General features: G+C 65.5%; 22 protein-coding genes and 1 tRNA gene. 10 read left to right on the top strand and 13 right to left on the bottom strand.

The window, feature by feature from the left end; genetic code table 11:
- Window position 1 precedes the first annotated feature (1 nt).
- From FIU89_RS10295 to FIU89_RS10285, 3 genes are all read left to right on the top strand, one after another.
- Window positions 2-1,222: a cysteine desulfurase gene (locus tag FIU89_RS10295; protein ID WP_152492504.1), complete on the top strand. Its 1,221-nt coding sequence runs from the start codon at window positions 2-4 to the stop codon at window positions 1,220-1,222.
- Between the two features lie 68 nt (window positions 1,223-1,290).
- Window positions 1,291-1,590: a hypothetical protein gene (locus FIU89_RS10290; protein WP_152492503.1), complete on the top strand. Its 300-nt coding sequence runs from the start codon at window positions 1,291-1,293 to the stop codon at window positions 1,588-1,590.
- Window positions 1,591-1,704: 114 nt separating this feature from the next.
- Window positions 1,705-1,781 (top strand) — tRNA-Arg (locus FIU89_RS10285).
- Window positions 1,782-1,850: 69 nt separating this feature from the next.
- Here FIU89_RS10285 and FIU89_RS22465 read toward each other — a convergent pair.
- Together FIU89_RS22465 and FIU89_RS10270 are read right to left on the bottom strand one after the other, a co-directional pair.
- A complete protein-coding gene (locus FIU89_RS22465) occupies window positions 1,851-4,025 on the bottom strand; it encodes a TonB-dependent receptor (protein WP_216647068.1) in 2,175 nt (724 codons plus the stop codon).
- A 406-nt stretch (window positions 4,026-4,431) separates the two neighbouring features.
- Window positions 4,432-5,328 (bottom strand): ferric iron reductase, encoded by an 897-nt coding sequence (locus tag FIU89_RS10270; protein WP_152492502.1) that lies wholly within the window; start codon window positions 5,326-5,328, stop codon window positions 4,432-4,434.
- Between the two features lie 161 nt (window positions 5,329-5,489).
- Between FIU89_RS10270 and FIU89_RS22275 the strand changes: the two genes are divergently transcribed.
- Complete coding sequence (locus tag FIU89_RS22275) at window positions 5,490-5,627, top strand: hypothetical protein (protein ID WP_172978083.1); 138 nt, start codon at window positions 5,490-5,492, stop codon at window positions 5,625-5,627.
- Window positions 5,628-5,764: 137 nt separating this feature from the next.
- On the opposite strand, the gene FIU89_RS10260 is transcribed toward FIU89_RS22275, so the two are convergent.
- The 6 genes from FIU89_RS10260 to FIU89_RS10235 all read right to left on the bottom strand — a co-directional run bounded on the left by FIU89_RS10260 (window position 5,765) and on the right by FIU89_RS10235 (window position 12,069).
- Entirely contained in the window at window positions 5,765-7,210 is a 1,446-nt protein-coding gene (locus FIU89_RS10260) for an NCS1 family nucleobase:cation symporter-1 (protein ID WP_152492501.1), read from the bottom strand.
- An 84-nt stretch (window positions 7,211-7,294) separates the two neighbouring features.
- A complete protein-coding gene (locus tag FIU89_RS10255; protein WP_152492500.1) occupies window positions 7,295-8,134 on the bottom strand; it encodes a bifunctional allantoicase/(S)-ureidoglycine aminohydrolase in 840 nt (279 codons plus the stop codon).
- Window positions 8,131-8,631, bottom strand: coding sequence for an ureidoglycolate lyase (locus FIU89_RS10250; protein ID WP_152492499.1), 501 nt, complete (start codon window positions 8,629-8,631; stop codon window positions 8,131-8,133). The genes FIU89_RS10255 and FIU89_RS10250 overlap by 4 nt, the downstream gene beginning before the upstream one ends.
- Window positions 8,628-9,878 carry an allantoinase PuuE gene (puuE, locus tag FIU89_RS10245; RefSeq protein ID WP_152492498.1) on the bottom strand — a complete coding sequence of 417 codons (1,251 nt, stop codon included), beginning with the start codon at window positions 9,876-9,878 and terminating at the stop codon, window positions 8,628-8,630. Before puuE ends, FIU89_RS10250 begins: the two co-directional genes overlap by 4 nt.
- Window positions 9,879-9,972: 94 nt before the next feature.
- Complete coding sequence (locus tag FIU89_RS10240; protein WP_254701851.1) at window positions 9,973-11,349, bottom strand: NCS1 family transporter; 1,377 nt, start codon at window positions 11,347-11,349, stop codon at window positions 9,973-9,975.
- A gap of 21 nt (window positions 11,350-11,370) precedes the next feature.
- On the bottom strand, window positions 11,371-12,069 hold the full coding sequence (locus tag FIU89_RS10235) for an aspartate/glutamate racemase family protein (RefSeq protein ID WP_152492497.1): 699 nt from the start codon (window positions 12,067-12,069) through the stop codon (window positions 11,371-11,373).
- 127 nt (window positions 12,070-12,196) lie between these two features.
- Here FIU89_RS10235 and FIU89_RS10230 point away from each other — a divergent pair, with 127 nt between their 5' ends.
- Window positions 12,197-12,880, top strand: a complete 684-nt coding sequence (locus tag FIU89_RS10230; RefSeq protein ID WP_152492496.1) for a GntR family transcriptional regulator — start codon at window positions 12,197-12,199, stop codon at window positions 12,878-12,880.
- A 210-nt stretch (window positions 12,881-13,090) separates the two neighbouring features.
- Here FIU89_RS10230 and FIU89_RS10225 read toward each other — a convergent pair whose 3' ends face one another.
- A complete protein-coding gene (locus tag FIU89_RS10225) occupies window positions 13,091-13,270 on the bottom strand; it encodes a hypothetical protein (protein ID WP_152492495.1) in 180 nt (59 codons plus the stop codon).
- A 127-nt stretch (window positions 13,271-13,397) separates the two neighbouring features.
- On the opposite strand from FIU89_RS10225, the gene FIU89_RS10220 reads away from it, so the two are divergent.
- Window positions 13,398-13,853: a type II toxin-antitoxin system RatA family toxin gene (locus FIU89_RS10220; protein WP_152492494.1), complete on the top strand. Its 456-nt coding sequence runs from the start codon at window positions 13,398-13,400 to the stop codon at window positions 13,851-13,853.
- Window positions 13,840-15,138 carry an MmgE/PrpD family protein gene (locus tag FIU89_RS10215; RefSeq protein WP_152492493.1) on the top strand — a complete coding sequence of 433 codons (1,299 nt, stop codon included), beginning with the start codon at window positions 13,840-13,842 and terminating at the stop codon, window positions 15,136-15,138. The genes FIU89_RS10220 and FIU89_RS10215 overlap by 14 nt, the downstream gene beginning before the upstream one ends.
- A gap of 5 nt (window positions 15,139-15,143) precedes the next feature.
- On the opposite strand, the gene FIU89_RS10210 is transcribed toward FIU89_RS10215, so the two are convergent.
- The 4 genes from FIU89_RS10210 to FIU89_RS10195 form a co-directional block, all read right to left on the bottom strand.
- The gene (locus FIU89_RS10210; RefSeq protein WP_152492492.1) at window positions 15,144-15,575 is read right to left on the bottom strand and encodes a GFA family protein; all 432 of its coding nucleotides are present in this window, start codon (window positions 15,573-15,575) and stop codon (window positions 15,144-15,146) included.
- A gap of 68 nt (window positions 15,576-15,643) precedes the next feature.
- On the bottom strand, window positions 15,644-16,111 hold the full coding sequence (locus FIU89_RS10205) for a CinA family protein (RefSeq protein WP_152492491.1): 468 nt from the start codon (window positions 16,109-16,111) through the stop codon (window positions 15,644-15,646).
- On the bottom strand, window positions 16,108-16,605 hold the full coding sequence (locus FIU89_RS10200) for a phosphatidylglycerophosphatase A (RefSeq protein WP_152492490.1): 498 nt from the start codon (window positions 16,603-16,605) through the stop codon (window positions 16,108-16,110). Before FIU89_RS10200 ends, FIU89_RS10205 begins: the two co-directional genes overlap by 4 nt.
- Window positions 16,602-17,735: a bifunctional 2-C-methyl-D-erythritol 4-phosphate cytidylyltransferase/2-C-methyl-D-erythritol 2,4-cyclodiphosphate synthase gene (locus FIU89_RS10195; protein ID WP_152492489.1), complete on the bottom strand. Its 1,134-nt coding sequence runs from the start codon at window positions 17,733-17,735 to the stop codon at window positions 16,602-16,604. Before FIU89_RS10195 ends, FIU89_RS10200 begins: the two co-directional genes overlap by 4 nt.
- A 167-nt stretch (window positions 17,736-17,902) precedes the next feature.
- Between FIU89_RS10195 and dusB the strand changes: the two genes are divergently transcribed.
- Genes dusB through FIU89_RS10180 form a run of 3 tightly spaced genes read left to right on the top strand, consistent with a single transcriptional unit; the run spans window position 17,903 to window position 21,336 of the window.
- Entirely contained in the window at window positions 17,903-18,895 is a 993-nt protein-coding gene (gene dusB / locus FIU89_RS10190) for a tRNA dihydrouridine synthase DusB (protein WP_152492488.1), read from the top strand.
- Window positions 18,892-19,971: a nitrogen regulation protein NR(II) gene (locus tag FIU89_RS10185; protein ID WP_152492487.1), complete on the top strand. Its 1,080-nt coding sequence runs from the start codon at window positions 18,892-18,894 to the stop codon at window positions 19,969-19,971. Before dusB ends, FIU89_RS10185 begins: the two co-directional genes overlap by 4 nt.
- Window positions 19,972-21,336, top strand: a complete 1,365-nt coding sequence (locus FIU89_RS10180) for a response regulator (RefSeq protein ID WP_152492486.1) — start codon at window positions 19,972-19,974, stop codon at window positions 21,334-21,336.
- The last annotated feature ends 79 nt before the right edge of the window (window positions 21,337-21,415 follow it).

The raw sequence follows: 21,415 nt of genomic DNA, 5'->3' as shown, positions 1-21,415 counted from the left end.
GATGTACGATATCGAGGCGATCCGCCGCGACTTTCCGATCCTGTCGCGAGAGGTGAACGGCAAGCCGCTGGTCTATCTCGACAATGGCGCCAGCGCGCAGAAACCGCAGGTGGTGATCGACGCGATCACGCGGGCCTATTCGGAAGAATACGCCAATGTCCATCGCGGGCTGCACTACCTGTCGAACCTGGCGACCGAGAAATACGAGGGCGTGCGCGGCATCATCGCGCGCTTCCTGGGCGTGGCGGACGAGGACCAGATCGTGCTGAATTCCGGGACCACCGAGGGGATCAACATGGTCGCCTATGGCTGGGCCATGCCCCGGATGGAGGCGGGCGACGAGATCGTGCTGTCGGTGATGGAGCATCACGCCAACATCGTGCCCTGGCATTTCCTGCGCGAACGTCAGGGCGTGGCGCTGAAATGGGTGGATACCGACAGCACCGGCGCGCTGGACACGCAAAAGGTGATCGACGCCATCGGGCCGAAAACGAAACTGGTTGCGATCACGCATCTGTCGAACGTTCTGGGCACCAAGGTGGATATCAAGGCGATCACCGACGCCGCCCATGAAAAGGGCGTGCCGGTGCTAGTCGACGGCAGCCAGGCGGCGGTGCATATGCCGGTGAACCTCGACGAGCTGGGTGTGGATTTCTACGCCATCACCGGGCACAAGCTTTACGGCCCCTCCGGCTCGGGCGCGATTTTCGTGCACAAGGACCGGCTGGCCGAGATGCGCCCTTTCATGGGCGGTGGCGACATGATCCGCGAGGTTTCCAAGGACGAGGTGACCTATGCCGACCCGCCGATGAAATTCGAGGCCGGCACGCCCGGCATCGTGCAGACCATCGGGCTGGGCGTTGCGCTGGAGTACATGATGGGGCTAGGGATGGAGAATATCGCCGCCCACGAGGACCGCTTGCGCGATTATGCGGTGGGGCGCCTGGGGGGCCTCAACTGGTTGCAGGTGCAGGGGCAGACGCCGGACAAGGCGGCGATTTTCTCCTTCACGCTGGACGGCGCGGCCCATGCGCATGACATCTCGACCATCCTCGACAAGAAGGGCGTGGCGGTGCGTGCGGGCCATCACTGTGCCGGGCCGCTGATGGATCACATCGGGCTGACGGCGACCTGCCGGGCGTCCTTCGGCCTTTACAACACCGAGGCCGAGGTCGACGCGCTCATCGACGCGCTGGAACTGGCGCACGAGCTTTTCGCCTGACGGCCGGAAAAGTTTGAACGGATCCTCCTGGCGGGCCGACCCATGGCCGGACCACCAAGGAGAGCATCATGTTCAAACTTCACACAACCGCCTTCGTCGCCCTGATGGGCGCCAGCCTGTCGGCCTGCACCGAGCCCCCCACGACCCCGAGCCGGGCCGCGATCACGCCCGACCCGATCATGACCAAGTATGACAGCGACGGGGGCGGCGGCGGCTGTCCGGGCGGCGGCCAGCAAGGCACTGCCGGCGGCGGCGAGGAATGCCTGCCGGACGACTATCCGCAAACCCCGCGCAACCCCACGGGCCAGCCTCAGTCGAGCGGCGGGGGCAACCAGGGCGCCGGCACCCAGGGCGGCGCGCGTCCCTGACCCGTGCGGCCCGGGCGCGTCCGCCCGGGCCACGACACCTCCCGCGGCCTGCACCACATCGCGGGCGTTTTCGCCGTTGCGGCACTGGACCGAACGAGTTATAGCGTCGACCAGGCACCTGTAGCTCAGCTGGATAGAGCGCTGCCCTCCGAAGGCAGAGGCCAAAGGTTCGAATCCTTTCAGGTGCGCCATTTTCCCGAATATATCATCACGTGACGCTGTGGCGCCTCCGGCGCGCGTGTCAGGGCAGGGTCCTGGGCCTAGTCAAGCCTCATGATGATCATCGGTCCGATTTGAAGTGTCCTGGCATCAAGCGCCTGCTCGATAAAGGACAGAGCAGCAACCGGATCGGTGATGTCGATGGTCCCGCTCAGTCGTCTTTTGTCGAGGGAGGCCCCTGTCACGAAAATTCTCCCGGACATTCGTTTGTCGATTTCAGTGATGATTTCGTCGATCGGGGTGTCGTCGAGAAGCAGCTTGCCGTCTCGCCATGCCAGGGCGCGGTGATGATCGGAGTCTTCCACGGTAAGCTGTGCGCCGGCGATCTGGTATCGCCCCTGTTGCCCCTCGTTCAGTTGCGTTGTCCTGTCTTCGCCTAGGTCAAGGAGAACGCTATGCTCGGTCACCGTGACCGCGATATCGGCTTGGCCGAGCCGAACATCGAATGCGGTGCCGAGAGCGACGACAGTGGTCGTGCCAGCGGTTACGGAGAAAGGTCGATCGCGATCGGGCGCGACCTCGAAATAGGCCTGGCCGCGCATCAGATGAACGCTGCGCTGTCCCGGGTCGAGATCGACCGCGATCGCGGACCCCGCGTTCAGTTGCACCACCGAGCCATCCCCGAGCGTTACCCGCGGCATCTCGTCAATCCCGGCGATCAGATCGGCCCGCAGCCGCATGGGGCCGTCGGCCCAGAAAAAGCTGCCGATGCCAATGGCAAGTGCCACGGCGATGACCGCAATCTTAGGGCCTGCCGGCCTGGCTGGCTTCGCCTCGAAGGCGCGGAGGTCCGGGTCGGATTCGATTGCCTGTCCCGCTGCGCCAAAGAGCTGCCGGGCCGACTCGTAACTCCGCCGGTTGTCCGACGCGGTGCGAACCGTGGTGACTCCCCCCAGGGGTTCGGTCCTTTCAAGGTATTGGCGGATATCCTGACGGGTGTAGTCGAGGCGTCCGCCAAGTGTGACATTCACCGTCGGGATCACCTCATAGGTCGCCTCACCGAAAATCGCGTAGTTTTCGCTGGAGCTTTCGTTGCGTTGGACCTGGTTCCGGTAGTCATAGATGGTCCGGTCGTAAAAGTTGTCCTCGTGCTCGTAGGCGGCGTAGAGCCCCGCGACCCAGGTCAGCCTTTCGTCTTCGTAATTGAGGCGAAACTCCTGGGACGCCAACAGGTTTCTATAGTGCCCGTGATAGGTGTTGATCTCACCCGGTGTCCGGTAATTCGGCGATTGCCGTTGGGTGTCCGAGTAGCTGAAGGCCGTCATCGAGGTGAAACGCAGCGCGTTTGTCAGATCGTGGGTGACCTCAAGGCCGAGATTGTGCACGTCGGTCGGGCGATGTTCGACATAGGCGGGGATCGTGAAGTCCCCGCGCTCGTCATCAAAGTCGAAGCCAAGGCCCGGCCCTCCGATATCGCGGACGTAGGGATCGTCGTGCGAGAACGAGTAGCTCAGCAGGGCGCGCGTGGATGGGGAAGCCTTCGGTTCAAACAGCAGTTTGGCCCGAATCTGGTAGTTCGTGTCGGTGGTGAAATCGTCCAGATGGGTGAAGGACGAGAACGTCGGATACTCGATATCGTTCTCGCTTCTTTCGAAGACCCCGGAGAAGCGAAGCGCCACCTGGTTGTTCTTGAGCGGCGTGTTCAGCATGAATGCGGTGCCGCGAAGGCCGTTCGAACCGATGGTTCCGGAGATCTCTCCTTCCTTCTCGAAGACAGGGTCCTTTGTCTTGATATAGAGTGCCCCGGCCATTGCAGCCCGGCCCGAAAGCGTTGACTGGGGGCCACGGTAGACTTCGACCTGTTCGACATCCCACAGGGAGCGGGCGCCGCGCCGTGTGCCTTGGCTCGTCTGCTGGACACCATCGACATAGAGCGAGGCCAGAGGTGCTCCGCCCGGCACCAATCCCTCGGAGTTTACGCCGCGGATGATGAACCCGTTATCCGTCCAGTCGCCATCGATGACGTTGCCCAGTCGACGGAAGGAGTCCCGGAAAGACCGGATCTGACCGTCGCGGATCTGGTCCGAGCCGACGATGCCGACACTTGCATCGGTGCTTCCGAGCGTGGTCGCGCTCCTGTTGCCATAGATGGTGATCGTGCCCAGGTTGACGGCACCATCCTGCATTGTCGCGGCACTCTCGTCGGCTTTCCGTTCCAGCACGACCTGGTTGGCGCCGGCAAAGCGCGGCTCCAGTCCCGTGCCCGAAAGCAGCAAGTCCAGGGCGTCGATGTTCGGGAGGCAAGCGCGGGATCGAAGAGGATCTGCAGGCCGGTCTGCCGCGCCAGGTCATTGAGACCCTGTGTCAGGCTTCCCGCTGCGACCGATATCTTCTGTGCGTCCGCCGTTGCGGGAAAGCTTTGGGCCGGAGCGTCTGTCGCCAGACAAATGCTTGCCAGTATTGCTGCGGCCATTGTCGGCTTCACGGACGTTTTTCGCACGCGTGCTGCGTTGCGCCAAGCCTCGGTATTCTGTGTCATTCTGCCCTCCGCGTCATCGCGATCTGTCTTGGGTTGTCGCGGATGCGTGGCGGCGGCTGTGATCCGTTCCCTTATCTGACGTTTGGGCCATTGCGCTTGGGACCATTCTCGTAAAAAAATATTCGCAATGGTCCTTTCCGCGCCTAATCGCTCAATCCGAAGCGCCGGCGAAGAGCGATCCGAAGATCGCGGTTGCGTGGGGCAGGGGTCTTCAGAACGCAGGTGGTACAGAACCTGCCCGCCTCGACCGTATAGTACCGGCAGCATCCTCCACGTGCGCGCAGGCAAACGCGGTTGGACGGCTCGCCCGCGACGGCCAGCTCGAGGTCGAAGAAATGCAGCTGTGCATTGTTCAGCGGAGAGCCTTCCGTTTTCACGATCCTCAACGCCAGGGCCTTGGCAGGCGCTTCCTCGCCTGTGTTTTTGCCGACCGTCAGAAATTCCGCCGCGATACCATCCGCCACGAGGCGCCAGAATGCGGCAGGCGCCAGCCCGGAAAGGGCGCTCAGACGAGAGATCAGTGGCGCGAAATGGCGTTCGGTTTCCGTTCTGAGTGCTTCGGCCAGGTCCGGCTTCGTGGCACCCTCCCGGGTGGGAATGGCCGACAGGTCCGGCGCTGCCGCGAGATCGGAAGACAAAAAGACGACACGCATCGTCCTTGGCTGTGGTTGGGACGGATCGGTCGGCTGGTCGGTGGCCTGGTGAAAGCTCAGCCCAACATTCCGGGGGGCGAGGCTTGGCACGATCCGGTGATGCATGAAGAGCGGGATCAGCACTTTCATCAATACCGCGATATAGTCGGACAACATGAAGGTCGCGGAGGCTTTGGTGTCCGCGTCGAGGCAAAAGCTGCGCTGATACTCGAACGCCTTCAGAAGGGCTGCGTCGTCGGCAAAGAACTCGCTGCACGGCAGGACGTTGCCCGGGATGCGTGAAACGTCGCGCCCGGCGTGCTCCCCGTCGGGCTGGCCACCGACTTTCCCAGCCAATTCGAGCGGGTTTGGATGGGTGCCGAACCCGCGGTCGCTGCCATCGCACATTGCGTTACCTCGTCATAAAGCTCTCTGTTATGACGTTTGGCCGTGCCCGGTCGGGACTTCGGCTTTCGATTTTCGACCCGCCAGGGGGAGTCCTGAGGGCCCCGCTTTGCGCAAATCTCTCACCGTGGCTCGCTCTATGGCAAGGATTGCCGATGCGGCGCATGACCAGGACCAACAGCCGTCAGCAGAAGATGCGGACGGAGTTGCCGCATGAGTTCGAAACAGGTGGCGACGGTGGCGGCATCCTCGACCGGAACGATCTTGCTCATCAGGCCGCCGCCGGGGAGTTTGGAATGTGAAGGCGCCTTTCGGGGAAGCGGCCGCTCTCGTGCGGCGCATGTGCGCCTTGTCCGGGGATGGACCGGGCCAAAAGGGCTGCACGTTGTCTGACAGGCCGGCGGCATGATCCTGCCGCCGGCCGTCATGCGTGCAAGGGTCAGGTCGTGGCGGACGTCCTGGCCATCGCGTAGTACAACGCGCCGCCAAGGCAGGCTCCGATCACCCAGTTGTACCCGGACAGAAACCCGAACCACGGCACCCAGACCGTCGCGACCGAGAAGATCGCGGCGATGGCGAACACCTTGACCGCGGTCAGGTTCCAGCCGTTGCTGTAGTGATAGCGCCCCCCGGACATGTCGTAGAGGTCATCCAAATCCAGGCTTTGCCCGCGATGCAGGTAGTAGTCCACGATCATGATCCCGAAGACCGGGGCCAGCGTCGCCCCCAGCGTGTTGACGAAGCCGCTGATGCCGACCTCGCTGATGAAGCTGGTCCAGAACCCGCCGATGATCAGCGCCAGGAACGAGGTGATCAGCCCCGCCTTGCGAAAGCTGATCTTTTCCGGCGCGAGGTTGGCGATGCCGTTCACCGCCGGGATGAAATTGGCGACAAGGTTGATCCCGACCGTGGCCGCAAAGAAGGTCAGCGCGGCGATGACCCCCAGCAGCACGCTGTCGGTGCGCTCGACGATAAGGCTGGGGTTGGTGATTTCCTCGCCAAAGACGACAGCCGCGCCCGCGGTGGTCAGCAGGGCCAGCGCCGAGAACAGGATCATGTTGAACGGCAGCCCCACCAGGTTGCCCATCACCATCGACCGCTTGTCGCGGGAATAACGCGAGAAATCGCTGAAGTTGATCATCACGGCGGCGAAATAGGCCACCATCGTGCCGACGATCGCGACGAAGCCGTTGAACTCGGTGAGGAAAGTCGCATCCGGGTTGGCAAAGATCGTGGCCGTCGCCTCGAGCAGCTGGCCGTCGGCCTTTTGCCACAGCACGATCAGCAGGCCGATCATCACCAGGTAGACAAGCGGACCGGCGATATTCAGGAAGGTCTCGACCCAGTTCATGCCGCGCCAGAAAATCACGATATGAAAGGCCCAGACGATGAAGAACGACAGCCAGTCGATCCCGGTCAGGCCAAGAACCTCGGCGCCCCCGGCCTCGATCCCGGTCAGGGACCGGATCAGCAGCGCAACTGCCGTGGAGGCAAAGTAGACCTGCACACCGTACCAGAACACCGCGACCGTCGCCCGCAAAACCGCGGGCAGGCGCGCGCCGCTGGTGCCAAGGCTGGCGCGGGCCAGAACCGGGTAGGGGATGCCGTATTTCTCGCCCGGCGCGCCGGACAGGTTGACCATCCACATGGTAAAGAGGCCCGCGGCGATCAGCGCCGCAAAGGCGGTCCAGCCGCTGACTCCGTAGGATATGAACAGCGACGCCACCAGCGAATAGCCGAACAGCGACTGAACGTCGTTGGCCCAGACGTTGAAGATGGCGAACCATCCCCAAGTCTTTTCGCTGGCCTTGACCGGCTGCAGCGTGTTGCCCTCCGGGTCCAGCGTGGACCCGGCATGGCCGTGGTTAGTTTCGATTGCAGTCATTGTGTCCTCTCTGTCCGTCGACTTGATTATTGTTTTTTGAATTGGCCCGGCGGCGTGTCGACTACCGCCGCCGGGATGCGCCGCTCAACGCGGCAAGGCACCCGACGCGAGCGGCATGTGCCGGTTCACGTCCTTGTAGAGAAGATAGCGGAAGGGCTCCGGCCCCCCGGCGTAGCAGGCCTGCGGGCAGAACGCGCGCAGCCACATGAAATCGCCGGCCTCGACCTCGACCCAGTCCTGGTTCAGCCGGTAGACCGCCTTGCCCTGCAACACGTAAAGCCCGTGTTCCATGACATGGGTTTCGGCAAACGGGATCACCGCGCCCGGCTGCAGGGTAACGATGGTCACATGCATGTCGTGGCGCAGGTCGTCGGGATCGACGAAGCGGGTGGTCGCCCATCTGCCGTTGGTGTCGGGCATCGCGGTCGGTGCGATGTCTGCCTCGTCGGTGACCAGGGCCGGGGGCGCGTCGATGCCGTCAACCGCCTGATACGCCTTGCGGATCCAGTGGAACCGGGCCGGCGCCTCGCCCTCAACCCTCAGCTGCCAGTCCGTGCCGGGCGGAATATAGGCGTATCCGCCCGCACCCATCTCGTGCGCCACGCCTTCCAGGGTCAGCCGCAGCGTCCCGTCGACGACGAACAGCACCGCCTCGACCCCGGCTTCGGTTTCGGGCCGGTCGCTGCCGCCGCCCGGCTGCACCTCGGCGATATATTGCGAGAATGTCTCGGCAAAGCCCGACAGGGGCCGCGCCAGCACCCAGAACCGGGCCTTGTCCCAGAACGGCAGCTTGCTGGTCACGATATCGCTCATCGTGCCGTGCGGGATCACCGCATAGGCCTCGGTGAACACCGCGCGGCCGGTCAGCAGCTGGCTCTGGGGCGGCAACCCGCCCTCGGGATAGGCATAGATGCGGTCGCTCATGACAGGTCTCCCTGGACTGTGAAAGGGTGCTCGAACCAGTGTTCCTCGAGATTGTTGCCCGCCCCGATCCGGTCGATCACCAGGAACCGGCCCGGCCCGCCGATCGGGTTCAGGACGCCGTGCCAGACGCCGCGCAGCAGGTTCACCGCCTGTCCGGGCTGGCTGAGAAAGGCGCGCGGCTCGCCGGGGCGGCCCGACGCGTCCGGGGCCACACAGATCAGCATCGCCACGGGATCCATCGGCACGAAGGCCTGGCTGCCCAGCGGGTGACGCTCCATCATCCCGAGGCTGACGGGCAGGGTCTCGGCCTCGGCATCGAACAGGCTCAGCCCGGCGCGACCCTCGTCCCCGAAATCAAGCCGCGCGCGGTCGTGGAACCGGCCACAGCGCCCCTGGTTTATCATGATATCGGGCGCGCCCCGTGCCTCGATCACGTCGCCGAACGGGGCAAAGGCCTCTGCCGTCAAGGGCGCGGCCAGAATGCGCGCGCCGCTCATGGCAGCAACTCTCGCAGGCGCGGCAGAAGCGCGGCTTCATACGCCGTGCAGGCCCGGTCGACGGCGCGCGCGTCTGTCACCGCCGCGGGATCATCGCCGCCCGCGCCGACCGTGGCGGACTGCGCCGCCCCGGCCATCTCCTGCGCCAGCGCCGCGCGCTCCGTGTCAGAGGCGCTGCGCAGGGCGCGGCAAAAGGCATTGTGCAGCCCGATGGCGCTGTCATGGCCCGGCCCCAGTTCCAGCGCCCAGGCCCGCGGGGCCAGCCACTTGCCCGCGCCAAGCGCCGGTCCGAACACCTCGGTGAACCGTGCCTCTTTCATTGCGCTGGGGCGTTCCTGGCGATGGTGGGGGTGGGTGGCGGCCCAGTGCCGCGCGATGTCGCTGCGGCGTGGGCACCAGACGGCCTCGTGACGCTGCACATGCTCGATGAAGCGGCGCAACCCGGCGATCTTGCCGGGGCGGCCGATCAGCCGGCAATGCAGCCCCACCGTCATCATCTTCGGCGCGCCCGCCGCGCCCTCGGCATACAGCGTGTCGAACGTGTCTTTCAGGTAGGTCTCGAAATCGCCGCCCGTCACCCAGCCGGGCGTGGCGGCAAAGCGCATGTCGTTGGTTTCCAGCGAGTAGGGGATCATCAGTTGATCGCGCCGGGCGAACTCGCGCCAGTGGGGCAGATCGTCGTCATAGCAATCCGAGATATAGTCGAACCCGCCTTCCTCGGCGACAAGGCGCACGGTGTTGGCGCTGCACCGGCCCGTGTACCAGCCGCGCGGCCGTTCGCCGACCACCTCGGTATGCAGGCGCACCGCTTCGGCGATGGCCGCGCGCTCTTCGTGTTCGGGCATATCCTTGTGGTCGATCCATTTCAGGCCGTGGCTGGCAATCTCCCAGCCGGCGTCGGTCATCGCCGCCACCTGTTCGGGGCTGCGCGCCAGGGCGGTGGCGACGCCATAGATGGTCAGCGGAATACCCGCCCCGGTGAACAGATCGTGCAACCGCCAGAACCCGGCCCGCGCGCCGTATTCATAGATCGACTCCATGTTCCAGTGACGCTGGCCCGGCCAGGGCACCGCACCGGGAATGTCCGACAGGAACGCCTCGGAGGCCTCGTCGCCATGCAGGACGCAATTCTCGCCGCCCTCTTCATAGTTCAGCACGAATTGCACGGCGATCTTCGCGCCATCGGGCCAGCGCGGATCCGGCGGCGTCGCGCCGTAGCCGCGCATGTCACGGGGATAGCGAGTCATGTCTGCTCCTTTGTTGGAATCTGTCCGGGCACGCGTCAGCGGCGGACGGGCGGAAGGGGCCGGCGCGCGGCCCCTTCCGGGCGATATGCGTGCCTCAGCCGTCGAGGAACCGGCGCGCGGCGGGCAGGTGCCGCATCAGCAGGTAATAGGTCAGCCCCGCCGGGATCAGGCTTGCATACCACGACACCGACGAAAAGGTCAGCGCCGCGGCGATGCCCACCACCATGGCGATCAGCGCCGCCGGGTTGAATCCCTTGTAGTCGCCGGTCTCGTCATAAAGCTTGTCGAGGTCCAGCACCTGCCGGCGCAGCACGTAGTAATCGACCACCAGGATCGCGAAGATCGGGCCGAGGAAGGCGCTGTAGGTCTGGATGAACAGGTTCAGACCGGCGGCGGACTCGTCCTTGACCAGTTCCCACGGGAAGGTGGCGAAGGCCAGCAGCCCGACCAGCACCGCCGAGGTCTTGTAGTTCAGCTTGAAGACATCCATCAGCGCATAGGCCGGCGGCACCACGTTGTTGAGAATGTTGGTCGTCACCTGTGCAAAGGCGATGAACAGCAGGGTGATGACCAGCAACAGCTTGTTGTCCACCGCGTTCGAGAACACGCGGATCGGATCGACCTCGCCGGTCGCACCCGACACCATCAGCCCGATCAGCCCCATGAACAGCGTCGCCGGCAGGATCGAGTTGGCGTAGATCACCACCTGCCGCGTGCGTCCGACGGACCGGCGCAATTCGCGAGAATAGTCCGACACGTTCAGCATCATCGTCGCGTAGATCCCGAGGAAAAGCATCGTCGCCCCCCAGAACGGCGCGCCCCAGGTGCCTTCGACATTGACCAGGTTCGTGCTGATCTCGTCGCCGTATTTCCCGATCACCGACACGAACATGTAGACCAGCGACCCGATGATGAAGACCGAACCGATGTTCTCCAGCCACTTGATGCCGTGGAATCCGAGGACCGACAGGAAGATCTGCAGGAACTGGAAGCCGATGAAGAACACCACGATGTTGGAATAGCCGAACAGAGTCTCGCTCACCAGGTTCAGCGCGCCGGCCCCGATCCAGCTTTGAAAGCCGAACCAGACGATGGCCGGCACCGACCGCACCAGCGCGGGAATGCGCGAGCCGGTGAACCCGAAAGCAGAGCGCACCTGCACCATCATCGGAATGCCGTACTTGTGGCCCGCCGCCCCGTTGATCATCAGCGCAAAGCCGATGACGGTGCAGCCGATGGCGATGGCGATGAACACCTGAAGCAGGTTCAGCGTGCCCACAAGGCCCGACCCGATGGTAAAGGTGCCGATCGACACGCAGCCGCCCAGCCAGGCGAACAGGTACGACCAGGGGTCCATGATCCGGGTCTCCTGCGGGGCCAGCGATTCCTCGCCCAGGCCCTTCTTGTCGATTGCATGGGGCACGTGGTCTTCCTTTGACCCGACGCCCTTGTTTGTATCCGAAATTGTCATCTGTCTCCTCCCAGTTGTCTGTTATTTCGGGTTTGGTGCGGCGTATGCTCCGATCTTGCTCGTCTTCAGCCCCGCACCGACCAGCGCCTCGGCGAATTTCGTCGCCACCGAGACACCGTCGATCACCGGAATGCCTGTCTCCTCCGACAGCCATTCCACCAGATCGGACATGCCGGCACAGCCCAGCACCACGGCCTCGCAGCGATCCTCCTCGATCGCGCGCAGGATCTCGTCGCGCACCTGAATGCGGGCATTCGATCCGGGCTCTTCCAGCGCCAGCACCGGAATCGCCGCCGCGCGCACCTTGCGGCACTGGTGATCCAGCCCGTAGCGTCGCACCAGCTCCTCGATGATCGGGGCAGAGCGGGGCAGGGTGGTGATCACGCTGAACGACGTGGCGATCATGCTGGCGGCCTTCACCGCCGCCTCGCACAGCCCCACCACCGGGCCGGTCGCGATCTCGCGGCAGGCGCCCAGGCCCGGGTCGTCGAAACAGGCCACGACGATGGCGTCGGCCTGTCCGGCTTCGGCTTCGCGGACCTGATCCAGAAGCTTTGGCATCGCCATCGCCTCGTCGTAATGGCCCTCGATGCTGACCGGCGCGCCGATGCCGGTGCGTGCCTCTATCTCCACGCCCGGTGCGCAGACCGACCGCGCCGTCGCTGCGATCTTGTCTGTCATGCTGACCGTGGCGTTCGGATTGATGACGGCGATTTTCATGTGCTCCTCCACTTGATTTGCATTTTGGATAACATAAATTGTTAACAATCAAAACAGACAATTTTTGCAGTCGAATTTTGTCGGGGAAAATGGCACCTTGCGACACAGGCTGAATTGCGGAGTTCCCATGCCCGAAAATCCAGAACTCTTGATCGTGGAGCATGTCTTGGACGCGGTCGCGGATCAGCGCCTTCAGGCGGGCACCAAGCTGGGAGAGCAGGCGCTGAGCGATCTTTTTTCCTGCAATCGCGCGCATGTACGCCGTGCGCTGGCGACCCTGGCCGCCCATCAGGTGGTCGATCTGATCCCCAATCGCGGCGCGTTCGTCGCCACCCCGTCCGAAGCCGAGGCGCGCGACGTGTTCCAGGCCAGGCGGGCGATCGAGGCCACGATCATCCGCAACGTCGTGCGCAACGCGAACGCCGCCGACCTGACCGCCCTGCGCGCCCATCTGGAGGAAGAGGACCGCGTGCGCCACGCCAGCGACCGGCCCCGGGCGATTCGCGCCTCACGCGCGTTCCACATGCTGCTGGGTCGGATCGGGCGCAACAGCGTGCTGGAAAATTACCTGTCCGAACTGACCATGCGAACCTCGCTGATCATCGGGCTTTACGGATCGGACCGCGCCAGCCTGTGTGACGATGACGAACATTCCAGGATCGTCGAAAGCATCGCCGACCGCGACGAGGCAACGGCGCAGAAGCTGGTCGACATCCACCTGCGCCACATCGAGGCGGAAATCGACTTCGGCAAGAAACGCCCGCGTGGAGGCCCTCTCTCGGTCCTGATCCAGACGTCTTCTCCAGAGTAAAAACCCCGTGCCAGCCCTCCGGGGCCGATCTGCGCCCTCACGGACCTGCTGCGCTCCCTCGAGCGTGTAACCTGCCACGCAGGGGAGCCATCATGGCGCAGACACCAGCCCCGGAGATCCGCGCCGAGGCCGCGCGACGCCAGGAAAATTCGTACGAATTTTCCATCCCCCAAACTCTTCAAGCAAAGGCTCCCGGCTCTCCGTGTCGGCTCAGGGACGATACCGCCCGCTCTTGGGGTCCACGGACATCCAGTCGGGCAGGCCGATGAAATACTCCGCCCCGGCAATCAGAAGACAGATCGCGACGATGGCGAAGACGAACTTGACCCGTCCCGCGCTCGGCGGGTTCTGGGCCCATCGGGACATGCGGAACAGCCAGCGGGGGTTCATCGACGCTGCGGTTCCGTGTCGTAGCGCATGACATTTTCGCGCGACATTCCGTGTTTCCCTTGCATTTCGCGGACCAGTTTACGACACAGACCTGCACCGCCACAACCCAACGGACCGATCTGCCTTCATGCCTACTCATGCCGAAACCCGGACGCTGCCCTATACCGCGCAGCAGATGTACGACCTTGTCGCCGATGTCGGCTCCTATCCGGAATTTCTGCCCTGGACCGCCGCCGCGCGCGTGACCAGCGTCACGCCGCAGGACGACGGCAGCAAGGTGATGGAGGCCGACCTGGTGATCAGCTTCCGCGTCTTCCGCGAACGCTTCAGCAGCCGCGTCGTGTTGTGGCCGGAAAAGAAGCGGATCGAGACCGAATACCTCGATGGCCCGTTCCACCACATGCGCTCCAACTGGGAATTTCGCGACGTTGGCGACGGCCAGTGCGAGGTCGGCTTTGACGTCGATTTCAAGTTCAAGAACAGGCTGTTGCAGGGCGCGGCGGAGCTGTTCTTCTACGAGGCGATGAAGCGCATCGTGCGCGCCTTCGAGACGCGGGCGGAGAAGCTCTATGGACGGGGGTGAGATCGGCGAACGGCTGGCCGGCTTCGCGCTCGGGCCCGTGAAGGCCCAGGACGCGATGGAAATCCTGCGCCTGTCGCTGCTTGACTGGGCCGCCGTGGGCATCGCCGGGCGCGACGAGCCCGTGGCGGGGATCCTGCGCGCGCAGGCCCAGGACGAGGGCGGCAGCCCGCAGGCGGGGCTCATCGGCAGCGACCTGCGTGTGCCCGCCCGCATGGCCGCGCTGGTCAACGGCACGGTGTCCCACGCGCTCGATTATGACGACACGCATTTCGCCCATATCGGCCACCCGTCCGTGGCCGTGATCCCCGCCGCCCTGGCCGTGGGCGAGGCCATGGGCGCCACCGGAACCGCGCTGCAGGAGGCCGCGCTGATCGGCGTCGAGGCGTCGATCCGCGTGGGCGTCTGGCTGGGCCGGGCGCATTACCAGGTGGGCTATCACCAGACCGCCACGGCGGGGGCTTTCGGCGCCACGCTGGCCGGCGGGCGCCTTATGGGGCTGACCGAGGGACAGATGCAGCACGCCATCGGCCTCGTCACCACCCGCGCTTCGGGGATCAAGGCGCAGTTCGGCACCATGGGCAAGCCGATGAACGCGGGCCTTGCGGCCTCGAACGGGGTGGAGGCGGCGCAACTGGCCGCGCGCGGATTCGTCAGCGCGCCCGGCGCCATGGACGGCCAGAACGGGTTCGGCCAGACGCATCATGGCGAAGGGCATGGTGGGGCCTTCGACACGCTGGGGCAGGACTGGCTGTTCGAGAGCGTTCAGCACAAGTTCCATGCCTGCTGCCATGGCCTGCATGCCACGCTGGAAGCGCTGCGCGACCTCGATGCCGGGGCCGATCGGGTCGAGACAGTCGGAATCTCCACCCATCCCCGCTGGCTCAGCGTCTGCAACATCGCCGCGCCCGAAAGCGGGCTTCAGTCCAAGTTCAGCTACCGCATGGTCACCGCCATGGCGCTGACCGGGCATGACACCGCGCGGCTGGAAAGCTTCGCCGACTCGCTCAGCCGTGACGCCGACCTCGCCGCGCTGCGCGAACGGGTCACGGTGGACAGCGACGACAGCCTGACCGAAATGCAGGCCCGCCTGCGCGTGACGCTCAAGGACGGGTCCGTGCAGGATCTCTTTCACGACCTCGACGCTGATCCCGGCCTAGCCGCGCGCCAGAAACGCGTGCGCGCCAAGGCCGCCGCCCTGTTGGGCGAAGGCCGCGCCGAGGCGATCTGGCAGGCGATCGAGGCTGACGCCCCGCCAGAGGAGTTCGCGGCGCTGCTGGTGCGTTAGGCCGGTCAGTCCCTTGGGAAGATGACGGCGTCCTCGGGCAGGTCCACGACGCTGCCGTCATATTTCGGCAAATCGTCGTCCAGCGTCAGCCACGGCAGCCGCTTGTCATAATGCACGTGAAAGGCCGGTTGCACCGCGCCCGGGTCCTCCAACGCGGCCGCGTAGACATGCATGTCGCCGGGGTAGTGATCCGCCTCGAATGCCATCGGCGTGCCGCAACTGGCGCAGAAATGCCGGTGGGCGCCGGGCGAGCTTTCGCGGGTCGCGGGCGTCGCGCCGGTCCATCGGAAGGCCGCCACCGGCACGCCCAGCCACGCCACCACCGGCGCCCCGCAATTGCGGCGGCAGTCGTCGCAATGGCAATAGCACGCCCAGTTGGGCGCGCCCTCGAACTGCCAGCGCGTTGCGCCGCAATGACAATGGCCGCGTGTCGTCATGTCGGAATGTCCCGTGCTGAACCCTGCCTGCAAGACCTAGCCGCAGGGCAGGGGCCGGGGCAAGATATTCAGTCCAGCGCCTTGAGCAACAGCGTCAGCGCATGGTCCCGTGCAGCGGCGCGCACCTCGGCCCGCCCCAAGGCGCCGAACTCGACCGTTTCCACTTGCGTCACGCGGCCCACGCGGGCCAGGCCGAAACAGACGCGCCCCTCGGGTTTGTGTTCGGACCCGCCGGGGCCGGCAATGCCGGTGATCGACACCGCGACGTCCGCCTCGGAATGGTCCAGCGCGCCTTCCGCCATCTCCCGCGCGACCTCTTCCGAGACCGCGCCATGCGCCTCAAGCGTGTCGCGCGAAACGCCCAGCATCTGCCGCTTGGCCGTGTTGGAATAGGTCACGAACCCGCGTTCGACGACCGCCGAGGAGCCGGCAATATCCGTCAGCGCGGCGGCCACCATGCCCCCGGTGCAGGACTCCGCCACCGACACCATCAGCCCCGCCGCTTTGGCGGCCTTCAGCACGTCCCCGGCGCTCATAGCCCCAGCACCCCGTGCGACAGCCAGGCGAAAAACATCACACCCAGCGCGGCGAAAAGCCCCGCAATCAAATCGTCCAGCATCACGCCGAAAGCTCCGCCCTGACGGTCGGCCCAGCCCACGGGGCCGGGTTTCCAGATGTCGAACAGGCGGAACAGCAGGAAGGCGGTCAGGAAGCCCGGCCAGAGCGCCCAAAGCGCCGCGCCCGCATGGGCCGCGCCGATCGACACGGGCAGGAAGGCCAGCCATTGCCCGGCCACCTCGTCGATCACGATCTCGCTCGGGTCGTGATCCTCTTTCCCCTTTGTTTCCAGCGCCGTGGCCCACCATCCTAATGCGAATGAGACCGCTATCCCTAAGCCAAGCAGAACCGGCCCGCCAAGCACATGCAAAAGCGCCGCCACAGGCAACGCCGCCAGCGAGCCCCAGGTCCCCGGTGCCGGGCGCAAATAGCCCACGCCGCCGAAGGTCGCGATCAGCTGCGCCGCCCTCATGGCCGCACCAGCGTGGCCACGGCCTGCGCCGCGATGCCTTCGCCCCGCCCGGTGAAGCCCAGTCGCTCGGTCGTGGTGGCCTTGACCGACACGCGATCCACCGCAAGCCCCATGATTTCCGACACCCGCGCCTGCATCGCCGCCGCGTGCGGCCCGATCTTGGGCGTCTCGCAGATCAGCGTCAGGTCCACGTTGGTGATGCGGAAGCCCTTCTCGGCAGCTAGGCCCGCCGCGTGGGACAGGAACACATGGCTTTCCGCGCCCTTCCATTGCGGGTCGCTGGGCGGAAAATGCCGGCCTATGTCGCCCTCGGCCATTGCGCCATAGATCGCGTCGGCCAGCGTGTGCAGCCCCACATCGGCATCCGAATGCCCTTGCAGGCCCCGGTCATGCGGCACCGCGACGCCGCACAGCATCACGTGGTCGCCGGGGCCGAAACGGTGCACGTCAAAGCCGGTTCCGGTGCGTATGTCCATGGGTCCTCTCAGGATGGTCTCGGCCCGGGCGAAATCCTCGGGCGTGGTGATCTTCAGGTTGCTTTCGCGCCCCGCCAGGATGCGCACGGGGATGCCCGCGGCGCGGGCGACCTCGACATCGTCGGCGGTGCCTTCGGGGGCTGTGGCATGGGCAGCGGCAATCGCGGCAAGGTCAAAGCCCTGCGGGGTCTGCGCCCGGTACAGCCCGGCGCGATCCTGCGTGCCGCTCACCAGCCCGTCTTCGCCAAGCCACAGCGCGTCGCTGACCGGCAGGGCGGGGGCCGCCGCCGGGCAGTCGGGGCCAAGTGCCGCGATCACATCGGCGATCTGGTCCGGCGACACGCAGCACCGCGCCGCGTCGTGGATCAGCACATGGGCCACGCCCACGCCCTCCAGCGCCGCCAGACCGTTGCAGACCGAGCCCGCGCGTGTGTCCGCGCCCTCGGTCACGGTGATGCCGGTCTCGCAGCTTAACTCGCCCATGTCGTCGGGATGCACCACCACCACGATCCGCTCCACCGCGGGCACCGCGCGGAACGCCGCCAGCGTCCAGTCGATCACCCGTTTGCCGGCCAAGCGCTGCCACTGCTTGGGCCGCTCGCCCCCGGCACGGGTGCCGCGTCCTGCGGCGACGATGATGGCTGCGATGCTCATATGCTTTGCTTACGCAAGCGGGCAGAGGCATGCAATGGGCGCGTGATGCCGTGTATTTGCCTAATTTTTAATCAAATACACCTTTTTGATTTTAATTTGAGCACGCATAAATTGTGCTTGGCCGCGCCCGGTCATAAAACGTCCATATGCTCATTCGTTAGGCACCCATGCTCAACATCGGCCCTCGAAACCTACATCCTCCGGTTCTTCTGGCCCCGCTCGCGGGGATCACCGACCTTCCGTTCCGCACCCTGGTCAGCCGCTTCGGCGCCGGACTGGTCGTGAGCGAGATGGTCGCCAGCCAGGAAATGGTGCAATCCAAACCCGGCGTGCGCGAAAAGGCCGAACTGGGCTTCGAGGCCGCCGACACCTCGGTGCAACTGGCGGGGCGCGAGGCGCACTGGATGGCCGAGGCCGCCCGCCAGGTCGAAGGCAACGGCGCCACGCTCATCGACATCAACATGGGTTGCCCGGCCAAGAAGGTCACCAGCGCCAGCGGCTCGGGCGCCAGCGGGTCCGCGCTGATGAAGGATCTCGACCATGCGCTCAAGCTGATTGAGGCGGTGGTGGGCGCGGTGTCCATTCCCGTGACATTGAAAACCCGCCTTGGCTGGGACGACAGCAACCTCAACGCGCCGGACCTCGCCCGGCGCGCCGAAGGGGCAGGGGTGCGCATGATCACCATCCACGGGCGCACCCGCTGCCAGTTCTACAAGGGCTATGCCGACTGGGCCGCGATCCGCGCCGTAAAGGACGCGGTCGGCATCCCCGTCATCGCCAACGGTGACATCACCGGCACCCCCACCGCCCGCGACGCGCTGATGAAATCCGGCGCGGACGGCATCATGATCGGGCGCGGCGCGCAGGGGCGTCCATGGCTCCTGGCGCAGGTCGCGCACGAGTTGCACGGCACACCCGCGCCGGACATTCCCGAGGGCGGCGACCTCACGCGGCTGGTGCAGGACCATTACGAGGCCATGCTGTCCTTCTATGGCACCGATCTGGGCACCCGCGTCGCCCGCAAGCACCTGGGCTGGTACATGGACGGGCGCGACACGCCCCAGGCCCTGCGCAAGCGCATCCTGACCGAGCGCGACCCCGCGAACGTCAACCGCCTGCTCGAAGACGCGATGACCGCCCCGGAAAGGACCGCCGCATGACCGGGATGGATGAAATGGTCTGGACGTCGCTGCCGGTGCCGGGGCTGATCCTCGACGGGCAGGACCGCATCGTCCAGATCAACCCCGCCGCCGAGGGCTTCCTGATGACATCCGCCCGCTCGATCATCGGCCAGCCGGTGTGGGACAAGCTGGCCGTCGACGCGCCCATCGAAGAAGCGCTGGAACGCGCCCGCGAGAAATCCGCGCCGCTCTTCGTCAATGACGTGGACGTGGGCACCGGCGACCGCGCCCCGATGCAGTGCAACCTGCAGATCGCGCCGGTCTCGGGCTGGGACGACCACATGATCCTGCTCATTTCGCCCCGCGAACTGGCGGGGCGCGTAACCCAAAGCCAGTCGGTCAAATCCGCCGCCAAATCCGCCATCGGCATGGCCGAGATGCTGGCGCATGAAATCAAGAACCCGCTCGCCGGCATCACCGGCGCGGCGCAGCTTCTGTCGATGAACCTGGATCAGGACGACCTGGAACTCACCGACCTCATCGTGTCGGAAAGCCGCCGCATTGTCGGCCTGCTGGAACAAGTCGAGCAATTCGGCAATGTCAGCCTGCCCAAGCTGCGCGCGGTCAACCTGCACGACGTCCTGGACCGCGCCCGCCGTTCGGCGCTGGTGGGCTTTGCCGCGCACATGACCATCGTCGAGGATTACGACCCCTCGCTGCCGCTCGCCGTGGCCGATCCCGACCAGCTGTTGCAGGTGATCCAGAACCTGTTGAAGAACGCGGCACAGGCCGCGGGCGACAAGGGCGGCACCATCACCCTGCACAGCTATTACGAGCAATCCCTGCGGGTGCGGCGGGACAGTGGAGGCCCGGGCAAGTCGCTGCCGCTTCAGATTGAGGTCATCGACGACGGCCCCGGCCTGCCGCCCGAAATCGCCGGCAACGTGTTCGAGCCGTTCGTGTCGGGCCGCGAGAACGGCACCGGCCTGGGCCTCGCGCTCGCTGCCAAGATCGTCTCGGACCTCGACGGCTGGATCTCGGTCAGCTCGGTGCCGGGACGCACAGTATTCAGGATATCGCTGCCGCGCGCCGGCAAGGACATGGAGGAAAGCTAGATGGATGGCACGGTACTGGTCGCCGACGACGACCGCACGATCCGCACGGTTCTGACGCAGGCCCTGACACGGGCGGGGTGCCGGGTGCACGCCACCTCGTCGCTGACCACACTGATGCGGTGGGTGGGTGAGGGCAAGGGCGACGCGGTGATCACCGATGTCATGATGCCCGACGGCAACGGCCTGGAAATGCTGCCCAAGATCAACCAGGACCGTCCGGGAATGCCGGTGATCGTGATCTCGGCCCAGAACACCATCATGACTGCCATCCAGGCCGAAGAGGCCGCGGCCTTCGATTACCTGCCCAAGCCGTTCGACCTGCCGGACCTGATGAAACGCACCGCGCGGGCACTTGATGCCCGTACCAAGCGTCCCCCGACCGAGCCGAAATCCGAGGACCGCCCCGACGAGTTGCCGCTGGTCGGGCGCACCGCGGCGATGCAGGGGCTCTACCGCGTGGTCGCGCGGCTGATGAACACCGACCTGCCGGTGCTGATCACCGGAGAATCCGGCACCGGCAAGACGCTCATCGCCCGCGCGATCCATGACTTCTCCGACCGGCGGACGCTGCCCTTCGTGACCGTGACGCCCACCGACCTGGCCGACCTGGAAGGGCCCGCGCGGGTCATGGCGCGGGCCAAGGGCGGCACCATCGTGCTGGACGGGGTGGGCGACCTCAGCACCGATGCGCAGGCGCGCGTGGTGCGGATGATGGACGCGCCGGGCGATCACGTGCCGCGCTTCATGGCCACCTCGCTCGGCCGCCTGGCCGACCGGCTGGAAGAGGGCAAGCTGCGCGAGGACCTCTATTACCGCCTGTCGGGCGCCGTGGTCGAGGTGCCGTCATTGCGCGCCCGCGTCGACGACATTCCGCTCCTGGTCCAGCACTTCCTCCTGAAGGCCGAGCGCGAGGGCCAGCCGCCGCGCACCGTCTCCGAAGACGCGATGGAACTGATGCGCGCCTACAGCTGGCCCGGAAATGTCCGCCAGATCGAAAACGCGGTCCAGCGTCTGGGCCTCACCGCGCGGTCCTCCGAAATCACTCGCTCCGAGGTCGAGGCCGTGCTGGGCAACCAGCCCGAGGCCGCGCCGGTGGTCGGCGGCGGCGGAGGCGAAACCCTGTCGACCTCGATCTCGCGCCACCTGCGCCGCTACTTCGACCTGCACGGCAACACCCTGCCGCCGCCGGGCCTCTACGGGCGAATCCTCAAGGAGATGGAGATGCCCCTGATCGAGATCGCGCTCGATGCGACGGGCGGAAATCAGGCCAAATGCGCCGATCTTCTTGGCATTAACCGCAATACACTACGCAAGAAAATCACCGACCTTGATATTCGCGTGACACGACGCCGCAAGTTGATGTAAAACTGCAACATGACTGTGGCGCTTCGGAAGCCTTGCCAGGTTCCAAGCCATATCTGGAGGTCTGGCGCATCCCGCGCCA

This window comes from Roseovarius sp. THAF27 (assembly GCF_009363655.1).
Lineage (GTDB): Bacteria > Pseudomonadota > Alphaproteobacteria > Rhodobacterales > Rhodobacteraceae > Roseovarius.
The sequence above is the reverse complement of the archived record's forward strand: the minus strand, read 5'-3'. Positions and strand labels throughout refer to the sequence as shown.

Coding starts and splice junctions, on each gene's coding strand:
- puuE (WP_152492498.1), bottom strand. CDS start 9,878: ATGACTCGCTATCCCCGTGACATGCGCGGCTACGGCGCGACGCCGCCG.
- FIU89_RS10215 (WP_152492493.1), top strand. CDS start 13,840: ATGGACGGGGGTGAGATCGGCGAACGGCTGGCCGGCTTCGCGCTCGGG.
- FIU89_RS10270 (WP_152492502.1), bottom strand. CDS start 5,328: ATGTGCGATGGCAGCGACCGCGGGTTCGGCACCCATCCAAACCCGCTC.
- FIU89_RS10290 (WP_152492503.1), top strand. CDS start 1,291: ATGTTCAAACTTCACACAACCGCCTTCGTCGCCCTGATGGGCGCCAGC.
- FIU89_RS10185 (WP_152492487.1), top strand. CDS start 18,892: ATGACCGGGATGGATGAAATGGTCTGGACGTCGCTGCCGGTGCCGGGG.
- FIU89_RS10180 (WP_152492486.1), top strand. CDS start 19,972: ATGGATGGCACGGTACTGGTCGCCGACGACGACCGCACGATCCGCACG.
- FIU89_RS10225 (WP_152492495.1), bottom strand. CDS start 13,270: ATGAACCCCCGCTGGCTGTTCCGCATGTCCCGATGGGCCCAGAACCCG.
- FIU89_RS10200 (WP_152492490.1), bottom strand. CDS start 16,605: ATGAGGGCGGCGCAGCTGATCGCGACCTTCGGCGGCGTGGGCTATTTG.
- FIU89_RS10240 (WP_254701851.1), bottom strand. CDS start 11,349: ATGACAATTTCGGATACAAACAAGGGCGTCGGGTCAAAGGAAGACCAC.
- FIU89_RS10195 (WP_152492489.1), bottom strand. CDS start 17,735: ATGAGCATCGCAGCCATCATCGTCGCCGCAGGACGCGGCACCCGTGCC.
- FIU89_RS10210 (WP_152492492.1), bottom strand. CDS start 15,575: ATGACGACACGCGGCCATTGTCATTGCGGCGCAACGCGCTGGCAGTTC.
- FIU89_RS10230 (WP_152492496.1), top strand. CDS start 12,197: ATGCCCGAAAATCCAGAACTCTTGATCGTGGAGCATGTCTTGGACGCG.
- FIU89_RS10260 (WP_152492501.1), bottom strand. CDS start 7,210: ATGACTGCAATCGAAACTAACCACGGCCATGCCGGGTCCACGCTGGAC.
- FIU89_RS10255 (WP_152492500.1), bottom strand. CDS start 8,134: ATGAGCGACCGCATCTATGCCTATCCCGAGGGCGGGTTGCCGCCCCAG.
- FIU89_RS10250 (WP_152492499.1), bottom strand. CDS start 8,631: ATGAGCGGCGCGCGCATTCTGGCCGCGCCCTTGACGGCAGAGGCCTTT.
- dusB (WP_152492488.1), top strand. CDS start 17,903: ATGCTCAACATCGGCCCTCGAAACCTACATCCTCCGGTTCTTCTGGCC.
- FIU89_RS22275 (WP_172978083.1), top strand. CDS start 5,490: ATGACCAGGACCAACAGCCGTCAGCAGAAGATGCGGACGGAGTTGCCG.
- FIU89_RS10220 (WP_152492494.1), top strand. CDS start 13,398: ATGCCTACTCATGCCGAAACCCGGACGCTGCCCTATACCGCGCAGCAG.
- FIU89_RS10235 (WP_152492497.1), bottom strand. CDS start 12,069: ATGAAAATCGCCGTCATCAATCCGAACGCCACGGTCAGCATGACAGAC.
- FIU89_RS10205 (WP_152492491.1), bottom strand. CDS start 16,111: ATGAGCGCCGGGGACGTGCTGAAGGCCGCCAAAGCGGCGGGGCTGATG.
- FIU89_RS10295 (WP_152492504.1), top strand. CDS start 2: ATGTACGATATCGAGGCGATCCGCCGCGACTTTCCGATCCTGTCGCGA.